The sequence below is a fragment of the Amycolatopsis sp. TNS106 genome, from assembly GCF_019330265.1.
GTDB classification, from domain to species: Bacteria; Actinomycetota; Actinomycetes; order Mycobacteriales; family Pseudonocardiaceae; genus Amycolatopsis; species Amycolatopsis lurida.
The window spans coordinates 799540-818358 of the sequence record NZ_CP024972.1; the positions used below are offsets into that span (position 1 = coordinate 799540).

The window sequence follows — 18819 nt, forward strand, 5'->3', positions numbered from 1 at the left end:
AGCGTTCATGAACGCACGTTCATAACGGAGGAGGTTCTGGTATGTCCGGCATCGTCAACACCGCGCAGGCGGAAGCGTGGAACGGCTACGAGGGGCGGCACTGGGCCGAGCACGACGAACGCTACGACGCGGTGAACAGCGGGTTCAACGAATTCCTGTTCGACGCGGCCGGAATCGGCGAGCGGGACCGGGTGCTCGACATCGGCTGCGGCAACGGTCAGGTGACCAGGCTCGCCGCCGTCCGTGCTCCGCTCGGAGGAGCGACCGGGATCGACCTGTCCGCGCCGATGCTCGCGACGGCGCGGGCCCGCGCGGAGGCCGAAGGTGTCGCGAACGTGGTGTTCGAGCAGGGAGATGTTCAGGTCTTCCCGTTCGACGACGGGGTTTTCGACGTCGCGCTCAGCCGGTTCGCGGTGATGTTCTTCGCCGATCCGGTCGCCGCTTTCGCCAACGTGCACCGCGCGCTGCGGCCGGGTGGGAAGCTCGCGTTCCTGTGCATGACCGCACTCGCCGGAACCGATCTCGGTACCGTTTTCGGCGCGCTGGCACCGTTTCTGCCGGCCCCGACCGGCGAGGACGGCACGGGGCCGACGGCGTTCGCCGACCCGGCGCGGGTCCGCTCGGTGCTGACCGCCGCCGGATTCGCCGACGTCGCCTGTGACCGGGTCGAAGCGGACCAGGTCTGGGGAAGCGATGTTCCCGACGCGGCCGGGTTCATCGCGGACTGGGGGCCGGTGAAGTACCACCTGGACTTGGCAGGCGCCGATGCGGCGAAGGGGGCGCGAGAAGCACTTTCGGCCGCGCTGCGGCCATTCGAGGGCGCGGGCGGTGTCCGGTTGCGCGGCACCGCCTGGCTGGTCAGGGCGAAATCCTGATGTCACCGAGAAAAGCGGCGGCCCTGCGGCACACGGAAGACGGCCGGAGCCTGCGCGAGCACTTGATCGGTACCGCCGCGGACCTGATTTCCGCGCACGGCACCGCGGAACTCACGGTGCGGGCGATCGCGCGGGCGGCGGGAGTCGCCGATGGCGTGCTGTACAACCATTTCGCCGACAAGGAGGAGTTGCTGGCCGACGCCTTGGCGGAACACGTGCGGAGGGTCGAAGGCGGGCTCGGCGACCTGCCCGAACCCGGTTCGGCCACGGTCGAGGCCAATCTCCGCGCCCAGCTGGCGTACGGATTGGCTCTGCACAAGGAGATCCTGCCCGCTTTCGCCGGGCTCCTCGCCCGTCCCGTGGTGCTCGCGCGGTTCGGGGAACGGGCCGGGGACGGCGAGAGCTGGCGCGATCGTCTCGCCGGATACCTGCGGGCGGAAAAGGAACTCGGCAGGCTGGACGGCGATGTCGACGCGGCGGCGGCGATGCTGGTCGGCGTCTGCCACGAGACGGTGCTCTCCGTGCTGCTTCCGCACGGCCCGGCGGTGACCACTTCGCCGGAGGTGGAAGCCGTGGTCAGGACGGTGCTGGAGGGTATCGCGGCCCGATGAGCTCCGGCACGGGTTGATCGGCGGGCGTTCTGGGTAACCCGGATGTGCGACTTCAGCAGGGAGGTCGCGCGCGCGACGGGAAGGGTGGCTCCATGATCAGTATCGCGGAGCATCCGGTGCCGGGAACCTGGGTGCTTGACCTGCGAGCCACGACGCCACGGGCGTTGCCGGACATGCGTGCCTGGGTGGTCAGATGCCTTCCCGATCTCGGCGAGAAGCACCTCGACGACGTCCTGCTCGCGGCGACGGAACTCGTCGCCAACGCCTACGTGCACGGGGGTGGCGCGCGCCACATCCAGTTGTGGCGCGGCGTGACTCCCTGTGCGGTACGGATCGAGGTCGCGGACGTCAGTGTCGAGCAACCCAGGGCGCGGTGTTCGCAGATCGAGGATCCCCGCGGCCGCGGGCTGCTCGTGGTCGACGGGGTGGCGGTGCAGTGGGGCGTCCGGCGCGAGTCGGTGCGGGGCGGGAAGATCGTCTGGGCGCACATCCGGTGCGGCGGCGGCTGTCCGGAAGCGCTTCCGCGCGTGCGCACGAGGCGCTCCCGGAACTGACCGGACTCAGACCGCGCGGCGCGCGGTGAGCAGGCCGAGCGCGGAGATGGCCGCGAACCCGAACAACAGCCACCTCGCCGACGTCACCACCGAAGTGCTGCCGAAGTTGACGAGCAGACCGGCGACCGCCGCACCGAACGCGGTCGACATCGTGAGGATGGTCGCGATCGCGGCCGCCGCCTGCCCGCCCTCGCCGTCCGGGGCGGAGGTCATCGCCGCGACGGACAGATGAGGCATCGCGATGCCGATTCCCGTGCCACCGAGGAAGAGCACCGGCAGCCAGGCGAGGACGACCGGCAGCGACGGCTGCTCGCTCTGCAGCAGTCCCAGCAGCGCGAACGCGGCGGCGAGGCAGGCGGGCCCGGCGACCACGAGCCGTCGTGTCTTGCGCGACGAAGCGCTGACGAGCTGGCTCACCGACCAGCCCAAGGACAACGCGGCGGCGAAGAATCCCGCCGCCGCGGGCGGAAGCCCGCCCAGCCGCTGGCCGAACAGTGGCAAGAACGTCTCCACCGCGACGCCGGACGCCAGCACCATGACGGTCAGGTAGATCCACCGCAGCCGTGAACCCCGCCGGTAGACCGAAGCGGGCAGAACACTCGCCGCCGCACGGTTTTCCGTCATCAGGAACGCGCCGACGAGCACGAGACCCAGTGCGATGAAGGCCGCCATCGCGAGGACGTCGGACAGGATCCCGGCCACACTCACCGCCCCGGCGGCGCCGACGATCAGGGCCAGCGAAACGACCGGGACCGGCGGCGACTGTTCCGGGCGCTCGCCGGCGGGAAGCGCACGGGGCACGAAAATCGCCGGTATTCCCGCCACCACGGCGAGGATCACGAACGCCGACCGCCACGATCCGAACTGCGCCGAGAACCCGCCGAGCGCGGGGCCCGCGAAGTTCCCCACTCCGAACATCGCGGAGATCAGGGCGCTGCCCCGGCTCCACAGTCGTCGCGGCAACGCCGAATGGATCAGCGCGAAGCCCAGCCCGGTCAGCAGGCCGGCACCGAGTCCCTGTGTTCCGCGGCCGATCAGGAGTATCGGCATCGACGGGCTCGCCGCGCACAGGACCGAGCCCGCGGCGAAGACAGCGAAGCCGAGCAGATAGGAAGCCTTGCCACCGAAACGGGAAAGGGCCTGGCCCACCGCCATGGTCGCGACGACCTGGGCGACCAGGAACGCCGTCATGGTCCAGGCGTACAGCGACCGCCCGCCGATTTCCTGGACGGCGGTCGGCAGGAGGCTCGCCGCCACGTAGATGGTGATGGCGCCGACGAGCACGCCACCCGCCAGTACCGCCGCGGTACTCGTATGGCGGCCCAGTTCCCGCCACGATCCGGCTTCTTGCCCGATGCTCACGCGATTCTCCTCGCTGTCGAAAGGATTGCGCTTCGCATCTTGTCGGCGCGGGGAGCGCCGGTAATCGGACAAATCAGACGTGAATCACGTCACATCTTCGTGCGGCCTTCGATGGCGGCGCGGGCGGCCTCGACCGACTTCCGGACGACGACTTCCGTGGAATAGCCCTGTTTCGTGAAAACCCCGTCGAGGTAGAACGTGCCGTAGCCGTGCGCCTGGGTGAACAACTGCTCCATCAGTTCGAGTCCGTCCTGCGGCCGGTCCGCGACGGTCAGGCAGAGCATGACGAACTGGTCGGTCAGGCGGCGGGTCTGCTCGTGGAGGGTGGCGTGCTCGGGACCCTGGAGGCCGTCGGAGTAGATGACGTTCATCCCGGCCCGGCGTTCGATGAGGTATTCCGTGTACGCGCCGGCGGCCGCGGCGAGCGCGGCGACGGGTTCGCTCTCGGCCTCGATGGCTTCTTGCACCTTGTCGGCCAGCTGACAGGCGACGGTGGCCGCGATCGCGGCCAGCAGGCTCTCCTTGTCCGGGAAGTGCCGATAGGGCGCGCCTGGGCTGACTTTCGCGCGCCGGGCGACCTCGGCGACCGAGAACGCGCCGAGTCCCCGCTCGGCGATCAGATCCAGTGAGACCCGCACGAGTTCGGCGCGAAGGTCGCCGTGATGGTACTTGCCGCCCATGTCGTGGATCACACCGTCCCGGTCGCGGAATATGTAAGAGCCCTCTTACGCTAGTTGTAAGTGACCTCTTACATGGTCTCACTGTTTCTCGGAGGGTTTCATGACGACGACCACGCACGCCATCGCCGCGCCGTCCCCGGGCGCCGCACTGTCGCCGACGACGATCGAGCGTCGCGACCTGCGTCCGGACGACGTGCTGATCGACATCGCGTACGCGGGGATCTGCCACAGCGACATCCACCAGGTGAAGGAGGACTGGGGCAGCGCGATCTTCCCGATGGTGCCCGGTCACGAGATCGCCGGCGTCGTCGCCGCCGTCGGCTCCGACGTGACGAAGTACCAGGTGGGCGACCGTGTGGGGGTCGGCTGCATGGTCGATTCCTGTGGTGAGTGCGAATACTGCCTCGCGGGCACCGAGCAGTTCTGCGTCAAGGGCAACATCCAGACGTACAACGGTGTCGGTTTCGACGGCGAGAACACCTACGGCGGCTACAGCAGGCAGATCGTCGTGAAGGACGCCTTCGTCTGCCGTATCCCGGAGGGGATCGGCCTCGACGTCGCCGCTCCGCTGCTGTGCGCGGGCATCACCACCTACTCGCCGCTGAACCGCTGGGGCGCCGGGCCGGGCAAGAAGGTCGCCGTCGTCGGCCTCGGCGGCCTCGGCCACATGGCGGTCAAGATCGCGGTCGCCATGGGTGCCGAGGTCACCGTGCTCAGCCAGAGCCTGAAGAAGCAGGAAGACGGCCTGAAGCTGGGTGCGAAGGACTACTTCGCGACCGGCGACGCGTCGACGTTCAAGCAGCTGCGCGGCCGCTTCGACCTGATCCTCAACACCGTCTCCGCGACGCTGCCCGTCGACTCCTACCTCGGCATGCTGCGGGTCGGCGGGGCGATGGTGAACGTCGGCGCACCCGGCGAACCGTTGTCCTACAACGCTTTCTCGCTGCTCGGCGGGAGCAGGGTGCTCGCCGGTTCGATGATCGGCGGGATCGCCGAGACCCAGGAGATGCTCGACTTCTGCGCCGAACACGGGATCGGCGCGGAGATCGAGACGATCTCGGCCGACCAGGTGAACGTGGCCTACGACCGCGTCGAGAACAGCGACGTCCGGTACCGGTTCGTCATCGACGCGGCGACCATCGGCGCCTGACCCGACCGGCTGCTGGGGCCCTGGCCGGGGTTGCGAAAGCCACTTTTGAGACATCAGACGTCCCGAAAGTGGCTTTCGCGACACCACCTCCGGAGCCGCAACCCTGAGGCCGCCGGTGGGCCGAACGTGACGATTACCAAGTCCGTGAAGGCCTCCTTGAGGGACCCAGAGTCCCTCAAGGAGGCCTTCACGGACGGCCGCGGGTTCACATCAGCAGCAGGGGCAAGGTGTTCATCGCGGTATGCGCGGCGATCGGCGCCCACAGGTTGCGGTAGCGCGACCACAGGTAGCCGGTGAACAGGCCGAAGAACCCTTGGAAGGCCACGATCGCGCCCAGGGTGAGCGGGAGCGACCCTTGTCCGTGCGTCGGCAGGTGCAGCCACGCGAACAGCAGGGCCGCCAGCAGGATTCCCGGCCACCGCCCGAAAAGTGCCTCCAGTCGCGTTTGCAGCATGCCGCGGAAGAAGACCTCTTCGAGGACGTTCGCGGTGAAGAAGGTCAGCGTGGCGCCGACGGCCAGATACACCGGGTCGGGATAGTCCTCCGCGGTGGGAAGCGGCGGCGCGAGCGGGCCGAGGACGGAGAGCCAGCCGAACACGAGCACCGCCGGAATCGGCGCGAGCCATCGCCAGGTCTCCCGCGGCCACCACGTGAGCCGGAACGGATCGGGTTCCCCTCGCCTGCGCAGGAGCAGCAGCGGCAGTACCAAGAACACGAGTGGCTTGGCCAGTCCCCAGATGTCGCGGACCAAAGCCTGCTGTCCCGCCGCCGAAACGACGAACAACGCCAGCGGCCACAGGAAGGCGATCAGCACCAAGGCCGTCGCCTGCTTGCGCAGCCTGGTCCGGTCGGCCGCGTCGGGGAGCAGTTTCGGCGCGTGGAGCGGGATCCCGTGGATCAGCAGCATCCCGGCCAGCGCCGGAAGCAAGGCTCCGGCCAGGGAAAGTGCCTTGTCCGAATCCGCGGACGGCTTGAGCGTGTCGTGCCCGGTCACCAGCAGCAGTGCGGGTGCGGCCACGAACACCGCCAGCCCGCCGAAGAGGATCCCCCGAACGGGCACTCGTTTTTCTGTCACCGGGCCAGGATCTTCGAAGCGGCGCGAGTCCGCGTCATCACTTCGGAGGACTTCAGCCGACCGCGATGACCTTTTCCAGGCTGCGCAGGCACAACGTGAGTGCTTCGTGCTTGGGCGTCTTGTCGCGCACCAGCTCCCACGCCGTGTAGAGCATGCTCCAGAGCAGTTGCACCAACCACTCCTTCGTCATCGCCGGATCGATCGAGCCCTCGGCGTGCCCGCGTTCGATGAGCCGGAGCAGGCGCCGGTCGTCGTCGCTCTCCTCCTCCCATTCGGGCCGGGTCACCAGATCCGGCATGGTGAACAGCAGCTGGAAGATGTCGGCGTGCTCGAAGTACTCCTGGCACAACCGTGCCAGCACGGCGGGGACCGGGCCGTCGTCGAGCCGGGCCCGCTCGGTGCTCTGGGAGATCTTGTCGAGGGCGTCGTGACTGATCGCGTCGATCAGGTCCGAACGCTCCGCGAAGTACCGGTGCACCGTGGTGCGCCCGACGTTCGCCGCCGCCGCGATGTCGGCCAGCGAGGCGCCCGGTTGCTTGGTCAACGTCTCGATGGCCGCGTCCAGGATCGCGCGCCGGGTCCTCGCCCGGACACCCGTCTCGGTGACCACACCCTCACTCATGGCCGGTACCGTACCTCGCTCCCGATATGGAACCCGTTTGACGATTTTAGAACACTCGTGTTCCATTGAGAACCATGAACACTCCACGATTGAAGGTGCTGTGGTCGTTCGCGCGACCGTACAAGGGGGCACTCGCGATCGGCCTGGTCCTCGCCCTGCTCGGTTCGGCGGCCGGTCTCGCCACGCCCATGGTCACGAAGTGGGTGCTCGACTCGCTCGGTTCGTCGGCGTCGCTGGCGGGCCCGGTGCTGGCGCTGGCGGGCCTGATGGTGATCGGCGCGGTGATCTGGCTGGCGCAGTGGATCCTGCTCGGCACCGTCGGCGAGCGGGTGGTGCTGAAGGCGCGGGAATCGATGGTGCGGCGGTTCTTCCGCGCGACGATCCCGGCGATCACGAAACGGCCGACGGGGGAACTGGTCACGCGTGTCACGTCGGACACGGTGCTGCTGCGCGAGGCGGCGTCGTCCAGTGTGATCGGCCTGATCAACGGCGTGGTGATGCTCGTCGGCACCCTGGTGCTGATGAGCGTGCTCGACCCGGTGCTGCTGGCGACGACGGTGGCGGCGGTGCTCGTGGTGATCGCGTTGTTCACGTGGCTCATGCCGGCCATCGCGAAGGAGCAGGAGAAGGCGCAGGACCGTGTAGGCCGTCTCGGCGGCGTCCTCGAAGGCGCGCTGCGGGCGATCCGCACCGTGAAGGCCAGCCGTGCCGAAGCCCGGCAGTCCGAGCGGATCCTGGTCGACGCGGAAGCCGCCACCGCGCACGGTGTCCGCGCGGTGCGACGGGAGGCCGTCGCCTGGGTGGTGGCCTGGACGGGTATCCAGGCCGCGACCCTGGTGATCCTCGGCCTCGGCGCCTGGCGGGTCGGCGCGGGCCTGCTCGAAGTGTCGAGCCTCATCGCGTTCCTGCTGTACGCGTTCGCGCTGATGGAGCCGATCACCGAGCTGAGCCAGAACATGACCGCGTTGCAGGCGGGGATCGCCGCGGCCGGGCGGATCCGGGAGATGGACGCGCTGGAGGTGGAAGAGGACCGGGTGCCCGTCCGGACGAAACCGTCGGGCGAGCAGAGCGGCCCGGTGCTGGAACTGCGCGGGGTGACCGCGGGCTACGGCGGCGATCCGGCACTGCGGGACGTGTCGCTGAAGATCCCCAGACGCGGGCACACCGCGATCGTCGGGCCGTCCGGCGCGGGCAAGACCACGATGCTGTCGCTGATCATGCGATTCGTGCGGCCGGAGTCCGGTTCATTGCTGCTGGACGGAAGCGAATACGCGGACCTGCCGTACGCGGACGTGCGGGCCCGGCTGGCCTACGTCGAGCAGGAGACGCCGATCGTGCCGGGGACGATCCGGGAGAACCTGCTCTTCACCCATCCCGACGCGTCCGAGGACGAGCTGCGGCGGGCGCTCGAAGAAGTCCGGCTGAGCGACAAGATCGCCGCGCTGGACGACGGGCTGGACACGCCGCTTTCGTCGACGTCGGTGTCCGGTGGGGAACGCCAGCGGATCGCGCTGGCCAGGGCGATCCTGCGCACGCCGGACGTGGTGCTGCTGGACGAGGCGACCGCACAGGTCGACGGCCGGACCGAGAGCGCGATCCACGACTGCATCCGGCGGCTGGCTCGCGAGGGCGCCGTGGTCACCGTGGCGCACCGGTTGTCCACGGTGATCGACGCGGACACCATCGTGGTGATGGAGGAAGGTCGTGTCCGGGCGAGCGGCAGCCACGAGCACCTGCTCGCCACCGACACGCTGTACCGGGAACTGGTGGAGGCGCTGCGGATCGCGGGGGAGGGTGCTCCGGTGCCCGGTTGATCTCCTAGGCGGAGACGGCGCGGACCCCCGGCGGCATCTCGCGGTTGACCTCGTCGAGCCGGGTGGCGACGGTGCGGCAGGGCTCGCAGTCCGCCAGATGCGCGGTGATCCGGTCCGCCCGGCGGACCGGAACGCCGCCGCGGAGCCACGCGCCCATCCGGCGTCGAGCCTCCTGACAGCACGGCGTTCCCGCTTCGGGGACCTGCGCCTGCAAGAACGCCTGGCGGAGTCCTTCGCGGGCCCGCAGTGCCAGGACGGAGGCGCCGTTGGGCGAGACTCCCAACAGCGGAGCGACCACCTTCGGCGAGTCGCCTTCCGCCTCGGTCCGCCAAAGCACCGTCCGCCAGCGGCCGGGGAGCGCGCAGTAGGCGGTCCAGGCCAGCCGGGCGTTCGAGCGGAGGATGAACAGTTCCTCCGCGCCGATCGTCCCGGCGGCCTCTTCGACCGCCGGGGTCGTGCCGTACAACTCGACCCGCTTGTGGTGGTGGCTCCACTTGGCCGCGAGATTCCGGATGGTGACCGCGAGGTAGGGGCGGAGGTTCTCCCGCGGGCCGCCGCCGTCGCGGATGACGCTCAGGACACGTACGAAGGCTTCGGCCACGAGGTCGTCCCGTTCGGCCGGTTCGGAGACCCAGCCCGCGGCGATCCGGCGGAGCGGCTCGGCGTGCCGCCGGAAAAGGGTCTCGCCGGCGGCGATGTCACCGGCGCGGAAGGCGTCGAGCAGCGTGGCGTCCGCCGTGGTGTCGACGTCTTCCCTCATCGCGGTCTCCCGGACGGGCCGATCTGGCTACCCAAAGTAACGGGTACGGCAGTGTACCTGTTAACCGGCCGCCGATAAACTCTGGGGGATGACGCCTGAAGCCGACGCGCCGCGGCCGGACGGCCGCGCGGCGCGCTGGGCGGGACAGCGTGAGCGCCGTCGACGGGAGTTCGTCGACGCGGCGCTGCGCGCGATCGCCGCGAACGGTCCGGAGGTCTCCACCGAACAGATCGCCGACGAGGCGGGGGTGGCGAGAACGCGGGTGTACAAGCATTTCGACGACGCGGCCGACCTGCAGCGCGCGATCGCCGACCGCGCCGTCCGGCTCATCACCGCCGAACTGGCCCCGCTGTGGGATCCGAGCGGCACGCCGATGCAGCTGATCACCATGGCGGTCGGCGCACATACCGGCTGGCTCGCCGAACACGGGAACCTCTACCGCTATCTCGCCAGGCACTCCCAGGCCGGACGAAGCGGCGGCGACGCCATCACCGACGTCAAAACGATGATCGCCCGGCAGCTGTCCATCCTCTTCAAGCACTACCTCGACACCTTCGACCTCGACGGCCGGATCGCCGAACCGCTCGCCTTCGGGCTGGTGGGCCTGGTCGACACGAGTGCCGCGCGCTGGCTGGAGAACCCGTGCGGCATCGAGCTCCCGGAGCTCGCGGCCCTGCTGGTGCGATGGATCTGGCGGGTCATCGACGACACACTCCGTGAACGCGGGATCGAACTCGATCCGCACTCGCCGCTGCTGGTGCCGGGCGCCTGAGCGCTCAGGATGCGGGAGCGGGAATGAAAACCCGCCGCCCGATGTCGGAGCCGTCATGGTCACCCCTTTCGACGACCCGGCCTGGGCTTCGCTGACCGGGCCGCACGCCCACTTCGCGGAACGCCGCGGACAGGTGTTGCGCTATCAGGTCGATGTCGCGCCCTTCATCGCCCTGCCGCCCGAGCCGGACGACGGCGTGTGGGCCGATGTCGCCGCGCTGGCGGGACCCGGCCAGACGGTCGTCGTCCACAACGCGTTGCCCGTCCCGGCGGACTGGGAAGTCCTCGGCAGGGTCGCCGGGGTCCGCCTGGTCGACGTCGCGCTCGAAGCCGCCGCAGATCCCGAAGCCGTCGTGCTGGGGCCGGACGACGTCCCGGAGATGCTCGACCTCGTGGACCGGACAAAACCGGGGCCGTTCCGGAAGCGGACCATCGAATTGGGGACATATCTGGGTTTCCGGCGGGATGGTGAGCTCATCGCGATGGCGGGGGAGCGGATGCACCCACCCGGCTGGACCGAGATCAGCGCCGTCTGCACGGACCCGGCGTATCGCGGCCAAGGGCTGGCGTCCCGGCTCATCCGCGCGGTGGCGGCGGGGATCCGGGCGCGCGGCGAACGCCCGATGATGCACGCGGCGGCGACGAACACCTCGGCGATCCGGCTTTACCGGTCGATCGGTTTCGAGGTGGTGCCGCGGCCGGACTTCGTGTCGGTCCGGGTCCCGGATTCCTTGTGAAGTTGCTCTAACGAGGGATTTCAGAAACTCGCGATGGACTGAACAGCACGGCCGGGCCAGACTTCGCGCCATGAAGGCATTGGTCAAAGCCGACCGAGCACCCGGGCTGGAACTCACCGACGTGCCGGACCCCGCCGTCGGCCCCGGCGACGTCGCCGTCCGCGTGCTGCGCGCCGGGATCTGCGGCACCGATCTGCACATCGACTCCTGGGACGACTGGGCGGCGCGCACCATCGCCGCGCCGCTGGTCATCGGGCACGAGTTCGTCGGCGAGGTGGTCGAGATCGGCCGGTCGGTGACGACGGTCAAGGTGGGCGACCTGGTCAGCGGCGAGGGCCACCTCGTCTGCGGAAGCTGCCGCAACTGCAAGGCCGGGCGGCGCCACCTGTGCGCCAGGACCAAGGGCCTCGGCGTGCACACCGACGGCGCCTTCGCGCAGTACGCCGTCCTGCCCGAGATGAACGCCTGGGTGCACCGCACCAAGGTCGACCTCGACATCGCCGCGATCTTCGACCCGCTCGGCAACGCCGTGCACACCGCGCTGTCCTTCCCCGTCATCGGCGAGGACGTGCTGGTCACCGGGGCCGGCCCGATCGGCATCATGGCCGCCGCCATCGCGCGCCACGCGGGCGCGCGCAACGTCGTCGTCACCGACGTCAGCGAGCACCGGCTGGAACTGGCCCGCAAGGTCGGCGTCGATCTCGCGCTGGACGTCTCCTCCTCGACCATCGCCGACGCGCAGGAGCGGCTCGGCATGGCCGAAGGCTTCGACGTCGGCATGGAGATGAGCGGGCGGCCCGAGGCGCTGCGCGACATGATCGCGAACATGTCGCACGGCGGCCGCGTCGCGCTGCTCGGCCTCCCCGCTTCCGACGTGTCGGTCGACATCGCGTCCGTGGTGCTGAAGATGATCCAGATCAAGGGGATCTACGGGCGCGAGATGTTCGAGACGTGGTACTCGATGTCCGTCCTACTGCAGGCGGGGCTGGACATCTCACCGGTGGTCACCCACCGCTTCGGCTACACCGAATACGAGAAGGCGTTCGCGACGGCCAGGGAAGGCCGCTGCGGCAAGGTCATTCTGGACTGGACGGAGAACTGATGTACGGCGCGATGCGCGACGACCTCAAGGCCGGGCTCGCCGAGATCCGGGAAGCCGGGCTGTACAAGGGTGAGCGGGTGATCCAGGGGCCGCAACGGGCTTCGGTCAGTGTCGGCGACGGCGACGTCCTCAACTTCTGTGCCAACAACTACCTCGGCCTCGCCGATCACCCCAAGCTGATCAAGGCCGCCCAAGAGGCGCTGGACCGCTGGGGCTTCGGCATGGCGTCGGTGCGGTTCATCTGCGGGACCCAGCAGCCGCACAAGGAGCTCGAGGCGAAGCTGTCGGAGTTCCTCGGCACCGAGGACACGATCCTCTACAGCTCCTGTTTCGACGCCAACGCCGGGCTCTTCGAGACCCTGCTGACGGACCAGGACGTCATCATCTCCGACGAGCTCAACCACGCGTCGATCATCGACGGTGTCCGGCTGTGCAAGGCGAAGCGGATGCGCTACCGCAACCGTGACGTCGCGGATCTGGAAGCCCGGCTGAAGGAGGCGTCCGGCGCGCGCTACCGGATGATCGCCACCGACGGCGTGTTCTCGATGGACGGCTACCTCGCGCCGCTCGACGAGATCTGCGAGCTGGCCGAGCGGTACGACGCGCTGGTGATGGTCGACGACTCGCACGCCGTCGGTTTCACCGGGCCGACCGGCCGCGGTACGCCGGAGCTGTTCGGTGTGCAGGACAAGGTCGACGTGCTGACCGGCACCCTCGGCAAGGCGCTGGGCGGTGCGAGCGGTGGCTACACCTCCGGCCGTGCGGAGATCGTCGAGATGCTGCGGCAGCGCTCGCGGCCGTATCTGTTCTCGAACTCGCTGGCGCCGTCGATCACCGCGGCCGCGCTCGCCACGCTGGAACTGCTGGACTCCTCCGGCGAGCTGCTGGACAAGCTACGTGCCAACACCGAGCTGTTCCGGCGCCGGATGACCGAGGCCGGGTTCGACCTGCTCCCGGGTGAGCACCCCATCATCCCCGTGATGATCGGCGATGCCGCCAAGGCGGGCAAGATGGCGGATCTGCTGCTCGACCAGGGCATTTACGTGATCGGTTTCTCCTATCCGGTGGTTCCGCACGGCAAGGCCCGGATCCGGACCCAGATGTCGGCGGCGCATTCGACCGACGACGTCAACCGGGCCGTCGACGCGTTCGTGACCGCAAGGTCCATGATGGACGAATGATCGATCCGCGACGGCTGCGCGTGCTGCGTGCCCTCGCCGACCACGGCACCGTGACGGCGGCGGGCCAGGCGCTGCACCTCACGCCGTCCGCGGTCTCCCAGCAGCTGGCCGCACTCGAAGCCGAGTGCGGCCAGCAACTGCTTCGCCGCCGGGGCAGGCGGGTTTCGCTGACCCCCGCGGGTGAACTGATGGTGGTGCACGCCAACGCCGTCGCGGCCGAACTGGAACGGGCGCGGGCCACGCTGGCCGCGCTCGATTCCGGCGTCCAGGGCATGGTGCGGCTGGCGAGTTTCGCCTCCGCGATCACGATGGTCGTGGCGCCGGTGATCGCCTCCCTGCGTGCCGGTTCGCCCGGGGTCACCATGCAGGTGCAGGACGTCGAAGGGCACGCGAGTATTCCGCTGCTGCTCGACGGCGAGGTCGATCTGGCGATCACCGAGGAGTACCGGCTCTCGCCACGGACGGATGAAAGCAGGCTCACCCGGTTCCCCCTGTACGTGGAGCCCTTCGACGTCGTGCTGCCCACCGCGCACCGGCTCGCGGAAGCGTCCGAAGTGGATATCGACGCACTCGCCGACGACGAATGGATCGCGCCGAAACCCGGGAATCCGTGCCGCGATGTGCTGATGATCGTGTGCGCCAACCCGGCGATCCGGCACGTGTCCGACGATTTCCGCGCGATCACCACCCTGGTCGCCGCCGGCGAGGGCGTGGCGCTGGTGCCGCGTAACGCTTTCGCCGCCGTGCCCGGCGCTGTCGCCGTCCCGTTGCGGGGCGAGCCGCCGCTGCGCCGCGTGTTCGCCGCCGTCCGGCGGGGGAGCGCCGACCATCCACTGCTCAAGACCGTGCTCGCCGCATTGCTGGACGCCGCGCCGGGTCATGCGAATGCGGACCGGGGGAGTCGCACTTAGGATCTTGGCACCAGCCGTCGAAGGAAAGACAGGGTGCGGATGCTCCAGATCGATGCCCTCACCTGGACCGTCACGATCGGGCTGGTGCTCGGGCTCCTCGCACTCGATCTCATCCTCGCGGCGGTGCGGCCGCACAAGGTCGGTTTCGGCGAGGCGGTGGCCTGGTCGGTCGGCTACATCCTGGTCGCGGTGGCGTTCGGTGTCTGGCTGACGCTCGCGCACGGTGGCGACTTCGGGCAGCAGTACTTCGCGGGGTACATCGTCGAGAAGAGTCTGTCGGTCGACAACCTCTTCGTCTTCGTGATCATCATGAGCACCTTCGCGGTACCCGAAGAACATCAGCACAAGGTGCTCACGTTCGGCATCGTCGTCGCGCTGATCATGCGCGCGATCTTCATCGCGCTCGGCGCCACGCTGCTTTCCTTGTTCTCCTTCATGTTCCTGTTGTTCGGGCTGCTGCTGATCTACACCGGCATCCAGTTGTTCCGGCATCGCGACGAGGATCCGGACGTCGAGAACAACGTGGTGGTGCGGACCGCGCGCCGTCTGCTGCCGCTGTCCACCGAATACGAGGGCGGCAAACTCGTCACCCGCGTGGACGGGAAGCGGGTGGGCACGCCGCTGGTCGTGGTGCTGCTCGCGATCGGCGGGATCGACCTGCTGTTCGCGCTGGACTCGATCCCCGCGGTCTTCGGCGTCACCGACGAGCCGTACCTGGTCTTCGCGGCCAACGCCTTCGCCCTGCTGGGCCTGCGGGCGCTGTACTTCCTGGTGAAGGGCCTGCTCGATCGCCTGGTGTACCTGTCGGCCGGGCTCGCGGTGATCCTCGGGTTCATCGGGGTCAAGCTGATCCTGCACTGGGCACACGTGGACATCGACGAGAGCGTTCCGGAGATCTCGACGCCGGTCAGCCTGTCGGTGATCATCGGCATCCTGGTCGTGGTGACGGTGGCGAGCCTGCTCAAGACGCGCAAGGATCCGTCCGCCAAGGCGCATCCGGGTTCACTGCGCGGATCCCGCCACGCTTCCGAAGAGGATTAACGCCAGCCTCGTCCCAGGAGGTCGAAGATCCGCTCGACGTCCTCCCGCGGGTCCGGGCGGCCCCGGGTGAGGGCCGGAATGTCCAGCACGAAGCGGGCGAGGGCGTGGCAGGCGATGTCGTCGGAATCCGCGCCGGTGTCTTCGGCGATGGCGGTGCCGAGAGCCGCGGCGTGCCGGGTCCACATGCGTTCGCCGTACTCCTGCAGTGCGGGGGTGGAGGTCACCAGCGCGGTGAACTCCGCGTACTGGGGATGCGTCGTGAGCGGAAGCCAGGTGGCGAGCACGTACTCACGCAGCGCCTCGACGATGCCCTGGCCCTCTGCCCGCTCCCGGACGGCGGCGACCAAGCGTTCTTCGCGGTCCTGGGACTCGTCGAAGACCAGCGCCTCCTTGCCGGAGAAGTGCTTGAACAACGTCGTCGTCGAGACGTCGGCCGCCTCCGCGATGTCGCGGATGCTCACCTGGTCGTAACCCCGCTCCAGGAACAACTTCAGCGCGGCGTCCGCCAGGGCCTGGCGAGTGGCCGCTTTCTTGCGTTCGCGCCGTCCCGGTGTCTCCATGAGCGCACCCTACCGTATGGGTTGTCACGGTCACTAAGTTGACTCATTGCACTTTTTAACTCGTTCTGCTTTTCTGGGGTCATGACGATCAGCATCATCGGAGCGGGCCCTGGAGGTCTGACCTGCGCTCGTATCCTGCAGAAACACGGTGTCCCTGTGACGGTCTACGACAAAGACCCGCATCCTCAGGCGCGCAACCAGGGAGGCACTCTCGACCTTCACGCGGACGACGGCCAGCTGGCCCTGCGCGAAGCCGGCCTGCTCGACGAGTTCCTCGCCCTCGCCCGCCCGGAAGGGCAGGAGATGCGCAAACTGGATCCTCTTGGGCGTCTCTTGGCGCACCATGTCCCCGCCGCAGGGGAGATGTTCAAACCCGAGATCGACCGCGGTCAGCTTCGTGCGCTCCTGCTTGACTCGCTGGAGCCGGGCACCGTCCACTGGGGATCGACGCTGGACCGGGTCGAGGCCCCTGGGCGCTTGCGGTTCACGGACGGCACGACGGTCGAGACGGAACTGGTCATCGGTGCCGACGGCGCGTGGTCACGGGTCCGCCCGGCGGTTTCGGCGGCCGTACCCGAATACGCCGGGATCACCTTCCTGGAGGCGTGGTTCGACGACGTCGAGAACGCGCACCCCGAACTCGCCGAACTCGTCGGCCAGGGCAGCGCGATGGCGGCCGACGGCGAGCGGTGCCTTTTCGCTCAGCGCAACAGCGGAGACCACATCCGGGTCTACATCATCCAGCGGCTGCCGTCGGACTGGATCGGGTCGAGTTCGGAGGTCCGCGGCCGGCTGCTCGCCGAGTTCTCCGGCTGGTCGCCGTCGATGTTACGGATGATCACCGACAACGACGGCCCGTACGTCGACCGCCCGTTGTATGTCCTGCCCGTCCCGCACGCTTGGGAGCACACGCCAGGGGTGACCTTGCTCGGCGATGCCGCCCACCTGATGCCGCCGCTCGGCGTCGGCGTCAATCTGGCCATGGTCGACGCGTGCGAACTCGCCCTCGCGCTGGCTGACTCCGGCTCCTTGGGTGAGGGTGTCGCCCGTTACGAGAAGACCATGGTGCCGGGATGGGAGGAAGTCGCGCGGCGGCTGGAGAATGGTGCTCAGGGGTTGCTCGACGTCGATTAGCTTTGGCGTGTAAGGAAATATTTATGGTCCGGCGCTGCTGGCCTTCGTGAGAAGATCCCCTGCTGAAACCCGGTTAAACCGCACTGCGTTTTGTTGCTATATAAAGGAAACGCTCTTGAGTTCGAAAACTGTCGGTGGTCGGTTGTAGCTTCTGTGTGTGGACACACGCAACGCCATTGTGGCGCTACTCCAGGAAATCACTGCTGCTGATGTGTTGAAGGAGGTCAATGCTTCACTGGATTCGTTGGAGGACAACGATGCCGTCGACGCTGCCGTCGCGGCATCGGAAGGAATCGCGCGGTTGGAGGCGGTCCGGTTCCGTGCGTTGGCGCAGCTGAGCCGGCACCGGGGCGGGGCGTCGAGCGTGGTGCAGGAGGTCGCGTTCGCTCTGTCCGTTGTGGACGGTCACGCGGCCGGTCTGGTGTCGACGGCGGCGGCATTGACCACGCGGTTGCCTCGGACGCTGGGGTTGCTGGACCGTGGCCTGGTGGGCGGTTATGGGGCGATGAAGGTCGCTACCGCCACCGCGTGGCTGTCGGACGAGGACGCCCGCGCGGTGGACGAGGTCCTGGAGGACCGGTTACCGGGGCGGAACTCCGAGCAGATCCGGAAAGCGGCGAACCACGCGGCGATGATGGCCGACCGCGAGGGTGCCGCCCGGCGTGCGGAACGGCACCGTGAGGGGCGGCGGTTGTCGATCCGGCAGGGTGAGGCGGGGGTGGCGTCGATCGAGGTCGAAGACGGCCCCGTCGAGAAAGTGGCCGCCGCCTACACGCGTATTGATCGTGAAGCACGCGCCCTCAAAACGGGCGGGGAGACCCGCACCCTGGATCAACTCCGCGCCGATATCGCCCTCGATCTCATGCTGGGCGGCCAGGGCGGCAAGAGCGAACGGTCCGAAGTGTTCCTCTACATGGATTTGGATACCTATCTCGGGGTGAACGAGGATCCGGCTGAGTTGGCCGGGCATGGGCATATCCCGGCGTCGCTGGCTCGGCGGATCGCGTCCGGGCCGGACACGGTGTTGCGGCGGATCATCACCGACCCTTTGTCGGGGCAGGTTCTGGATTTGGGTCGGGATCGGTATCGGCCGACGGCGGGGTTGGGTGAGTTCGTGCGGGTGCGGGACCGGGAATGCCGAAGACCCGGCTGCCACCGCCCCGCCCAAGCCTGCGACCTCGACCATTCGGTGCCGTGGCAGCACGGTGGTCACACCGCCGATACCGAGCTGGTCGACCTGTGCCGCCGCGACCACCGGCTCAAGGACGAACCCGGCTGGATCTACCGGCTGGCCGAGGACGGCACTCTCACCATCACCACGCCTACGGGGCACAGCTACGACAGCACGCCACCGCCATTGCACGAACCCCGCGCCGAGGAACCACCGTTCTGAACCGATTGCCGAAAAACGACTATGGAGCCAGCCGTAGGACGCTGCTCGACGTAGTCCGTGACCGAACTACGACGACGGTTGAGTGCGCGGACAGGCTCCGTCTGGACCGGCGCCACGGCGACTGTCGCTGTGGTCTCACGCTTCCAGTTGGGGAGTTGCTGTGACCGCTTGTCGTCGAAATTCGGCAATGCCCGGGCTGGTGGGGTGGGGTTCTGTGAGAGTGGGTGCGCTGGTGATGGTTTTGCGGTGCCCAGAGTGCCCCGACCTTCCAGGTGGGGAAGGTCCGCAACTGCCGTTGCCGGAATTCGGCAATGCCCGGGCTGGTGGGGCGGGGTTCTGCGAGAGTCGGCGCACTGTTGACGGTTCTGGGGTGCCCAGAGCGCCACAACCTTCCAGGCGGGGGAACCCGGCAACTGCCGTTGCCGGAATTCGGCAATGCCCAGGCCGGGTGGGGTGGGCTTCTGCGAGAGTGGGTGCGCTGCTGTC

Annotated in this window: 19 protein-coding genes; 13 read left to right on the forward strand and 6 right to left on the reverse strand. The window is 68.5% G+C overall.

The window, feature by feature from the left end; genetic code table 11:
• Positions 1 to 41 precede the first annotated feature (41 nt).
• From CVV72_RS03775 to CVV72_RS03785, 3 genes are all read left to right on the forward strand, one after another.
• The gene (locus CVV72_RS03775; protein ID WP_219151051.1) at positions 42 to 875 is read left to right on the forward strand and encodes a class I SAM-dependent methyltransferase; all 834 of its coding nucleotides are present in this window, start codon (positions 42 to 44) and stop codon (positions 873 to 875) included.
• On the forward strand, positions 875 to 1486 hold the full coding sequence (locus CVV72_RS03780; protein WP_219151052.1) for a TetR/AcrR family transcriptional regulator: 612 nt from the start codon (positions 875 to 877) through the stop codon (positions 1484 to 1486). The genes CVV72_RS03775 and CVV72_RS03780 overlap by 1 nt, the downstream gene beginning before the upstream one ends.
• A 92-nt stretch (positions 1487 to 1578) precedes the next feature.
• On the forward strand, positions 1579 to 2040 hold the full coding sequence (locus CVV72_RS03785; protein WP_034316847.1) for an ATP-binding protein: 462 nt from the start codon (positions 1579 to 1581) through the stop codon (positions 2038 to 2040).
• A 6-nt stretch (positions 2041 to 2046) separates the two neighbouring features.
• Here CVV72_RS03785 and CVV72_RS03790 read toward each other — a convergent pair whose 3' ends face one another.
• A complete protein-coding gene (locus CVV72_RS03790) occupies positions 2047 to 3402 on the reverse strand; it encodes an MFS transporter (RefSeq protein ID WP_219151053.1) in 1356 nt (451 codons plus the stop codon).
• A gap of 89 nt (positions 3403 to 3491) precedes the next feature.
• Positions 3492 to 4094: a TetR/AcrR family transcriptional regulator gene (locus CVV72_RS03795; protein ID WP_219151054.1), complete on the reverse strand. Its 603-nt coding sequence runs from the start codon at positions 4092 to 4094 to the stop codon at positions 3492 to 3494.
• An 88-nt stretch (positions 4095 to 4182) separates the two neighbouring features.
• On the opposite strand from CVV72_RS03795, the gene CVV72_RS03800 reads away from it, so the two are divergent.
• Positions 4183 to 5232, forward strand: coding sequence for an NAD(P)-dependent alcohol dehydrogenase (locus CVV72_RS03800; protein ID WP_219151055.1), 1050 nt, complete (start codon positions 4183 to 4185; stop codon positions 5230 to 5232).
• 205 nt (positions 5233 to 5437) lie between these two features.
• Here the strand turns inward: CVV72_RS03800 and CVV72_RS03805 are convergent, their stop codons facing one another.
• On the reverse strand, positions 5438 to 6307 hold the full coding sequence (locus CVV72_RS03805; protein ID WP_219151056.1) for a CPBP family intramembrane glutamic endopeptidase: 870 nt from the start codon (positions 6305 to 6307) through the stop codon (positions 5438 to 5440).
• A 52-nt stretch (positions 6308 to 6359) separates the two neighbouring features.
• Positions 6360 to 6929: a TetR/AcrR family transcriptional regulator gene (locus CVV72_RS03810; RefSeq protein ID WP_219151057.1), complete on the reverse strand. Its 570-nt coding sequence runs from the start codon at positions 6927 to 6929 to the stop codon at positions 6360 to 6362.
• Between the two features lie 74 nt (positions 6930 to 7003).
• Here CVV72_RS03810 and CVV72_RS03815 point away from each other — a divergent pair, with 74 nt between their 5' ends.
• The gene (locus tag CVV72_RS03815) at positions 7004 to 8743 is read left to right on the forward strand and encodes an ABC transporter ATP-binding protein (RefSeq protein ID WP_255632495.1); all 1740 of its coding nucleotides are present in this window, start codon (positions 7004 to 7006) and stop codon (positions 8741 to 8743) included.
• A 4-nt stretch (positions 8744 to 8747) separates the two neighbouring features.
• Here the strand turns inward: CVV72_RS03815 and CVV72_RS03820 are convergent, their stop codons facing one another.
• Positions 8748 to 9503, reverse strand: a complete 756-nt coding sequence (locus CVV72_RS03820; RefSeq protein ID WP_219151058.1) for a sigma-70 family RNA polymerase sigma factor — start codon at positions 9501 to 9503, stop codon at positions 8748 to 8750.
• A gap of 88 nt (positions 9504 to 9591) precedes the next feature.
• Between CVV72_RS03820 and CVV72_RS03825 the strand changes: the two genes are divergently transcribed.
• From CVV72_RS03825 to CVV72_RS03850, 6 genes are all read left to right on the forward strand, one after another.
• Complete coding sequence (locus tag CVV72_RS03825) at positions 9592 to 10275, forward strand: TetR/AcrR family transcriptional regulator (protein WP_219151059.1); 684 nt, start codon at positions 9592 to 9594, stop codon at positions 10273 to 10275.
• Positions 10276 to 10330: 55 nt separating this feature from the next.
• Positions 10331 to 11011 (forward strand): GNAT family N-acetyltransferase, encoded by a 681-nt coding sequence (locus CVV72_RS03830; protein ID WP_219151060.1) that lies wholly within the window; start codon positions 10331 to 10333, stop codon positions 11009 to 11011.
• A gap of 70 nt (positions 11012 to 11081) precedes the next feature.
• Positions 11082 to 12113, forward strand: a complete 1032-nt coding sequence (tdh, locus tag CVV72_RS03835) for an L-threonine 3-dehydrogenase (RefSeq protein ID WP_034316818.1) — start codon at positions 11082 to 11084, stop codon at positions 12111 to 12113.
• A complete protein-coding gene (locus tag CVV72_RS03840; RefSeq protein WP_219151061.1) occupies positions 12113 to 13294 on the forward strand; it encodes a glycine C-acetyltransferase in 1182 nt (393 codons plus the stop codon). Before tdh ends, CVV72_RS03840 begins: the two co-directional genes overlap by 1 nt.
• Positions 13291 to 14205: a LysR family transcriptional regulator gene (locus tag CVV72_RS03845; protein ID WP_219151062.1), complete on the forward strand. Its 915-nt coding sequence runs from the start codon at positions 13291 to 13293 to the stop codon at positions 14203 to 14205. Before CVV72_RS03840 ends, CVV72_RS03845 begins: the two co-directional genes overlap by 4 nt.
• 39 nt (positions 14206 to 14244) lie before the next feature.
• The gene (locus CVV72_RS03850; RefSeq protein WP_219153806.1) at positions 14245 to 15246 is read left to right on the forward strand and encodes a TerC/Alx family metal homeostasis membrane protein; all 1002 of its coding nucleotides are present in this window, start codon (positions 14245 to 14247) and stop codon (positions 15244 to 15246) included.
• Here the strand turns inward: CVV72_RS03850 and CVV72_RS03855 are convergent.
• On the reverse strand, positions 15243 to 15806 hold the full coding sequence (locus tag CVV72_RS03855) for a TetR/AcrR family transcriptional regulator (RefSeq protein ID WP_219151063.1): 564 nt from the start codon (positions 15804 to 15806) through the stop codon (positions 15243 to 15245). The two genes, CVV72_RS03850 and CVV72_RS03855, sit on opposite strands and share 4 nt — an antisense overlap.
• 81 nt (positions 15807 to 15887) lie before the next feature.
• Between CVV72_RS03855 and CVV72_RS03860 the strand changes: the two genes are divergently transcribed.
• Both CVV72_RS03860 and CVV72_RS03865 read left to right on the forward strand, forming a co-directional pair.
• Positions 15888 to 16940: an NAD(P)/FAD-dependent oxidoreductase gene (locus tag CVV72_RS03860; RefSeq protein ID WP_219151064.1), complete on the forward strand. Its 1053-nt coding sequence runs from the start codon at positions 15888 to 15890 to the stop codon at positions 16938 to 16940.
• Positions 16941 to 17097: 157 nt separating this feature from the next.
• Positions 17098 to 18333 carry an HNH endonuclease signature motif containing protein gene (locus tag CVV72_RS03865; RefSeq protein WP_255632496.1) on the forward strand — a complete coding sequence of 412 codons (1236 nt, stop codon included), beginning with the start codon at positions 17098 to 17100 and terminating at the stop codon, positions 18331 to 18333.
• Positions 18334 to 18819: the final 486 nt, after the last annotated feature.

What these genes read in the sequence shown, in the direction of transcription:
- CVV72_RS03775 (WP_219151051.1), top strand. Translation starts at nt 42, where the DNA reads ATGTCCGGCATCGTCAACACCGCGCAGGCGGAAGCGTGGAACGGCTAC.
- CVV72_RS03780 (WP_219151052.1), top strand. Translation starts at nt 875, where the DNA reads ATGTCACCGAGAAAAGCGGCGGCCCTGCGGCACACGGAAGACGGCCGG.
- CVV72_RS03785 (WP_034316847.1), top strand. Translation starts at nt 1,579, where the DNA reads ATGATCAGTATCGCGGAGCATCCGGTGCCGGGAACCTGGGTGCTTGAC.
- CVV72_RS03800 (WP_219151055.1), top strand. Translation starts at nt 4,183, where the DNA reads ATGACGACGACCACGCACGCCATCGCCGCGCCGTCCCCGGGCGCCGCA.
- CVV72_RS03810 (WP_219151057.1), bottom strand. Translation starts at nt 6,929, where the DNA reads ATGAGTGAGGGTGTGGTCACCGAGACGGGTGTCCGGGCGAGGACCCGG.
- CVV72_RS03815 (WP_255632495.1), top strand. Translation starts at nt 7,004, where the DNA reads ATGAACACTCCACGATTGAAGGTGCTGTGGTCGTTCGCGCGACCGTAC.
- CVV72_RS03820 (WP_219151058.1), bottom strand. Translation starts at nt 9,503, where the DNA reads ATGAGGGAAGACGTCGACACCACGGCGGACGCCACGCTGCTCGACGCC.
- CVV72_RS03825 (WP_219151059.1), top strand. Translation starts at nt 9,592, where the DNA reads ATGACGCCTGAAGCCGACGCGCCGCGGCCGGACGGCCGCGCGGCGCGC.
- CVV72_RS03830 (WP_219151060.1), top strand. Translation starts at nt 10,331, where the DNA reads ATGGTCACCCCTTTCGACGACCCGGCCTGGGCTTCGCTGACCGGGCCG.
- tdh (WP_034316818.1), top strand. Translation starts at nt 11,082, where the DNA reads ATGAAGGCATTGGTCAAAGCCGACCGAGCACCCGGGCTGGAACTCACC.
- CVV72_RS03840 (WP_219151061.1), top strand. Translation starts at nt 12,113, where the DNA reads ATGTACGGCGCGATGCGCGACGACCTCAAGGCCGGGCTCGCCGAGATC.
- CVV72_RS03845 (WP_219151062.1), top strand. Translation starts at nt 13,291, where the DNA reads ATGATCGATCCGCGACGGCTGCGCGTGCTGCGTGCCCTCGCCGACCAC.
- CVV72_RS03850 (WP_219153806.1), top strand. Translation starts at nt 14,245, where the DNA reads ATGCTCCAGATCGATGCCCTCACCTGGACCGTCACGATCGGGCTGGTG.
- CVV72_RS03855 (WP_219151063.1), bottom strand. Translation starts at nt 15,806, where the DNA reads ATGGAGACACCGGGACGGCGCGAACGCAAGAAAGCGGCCACTCGCCAG.
- CVV72_RS03860 (WP_219151064.1), top strand. Translation starts at nt 15,888, where the DNA reads ATGACGATCAGCATCATCGGAGCGGGCCCTGGAGGTCTGACCTGCGCT.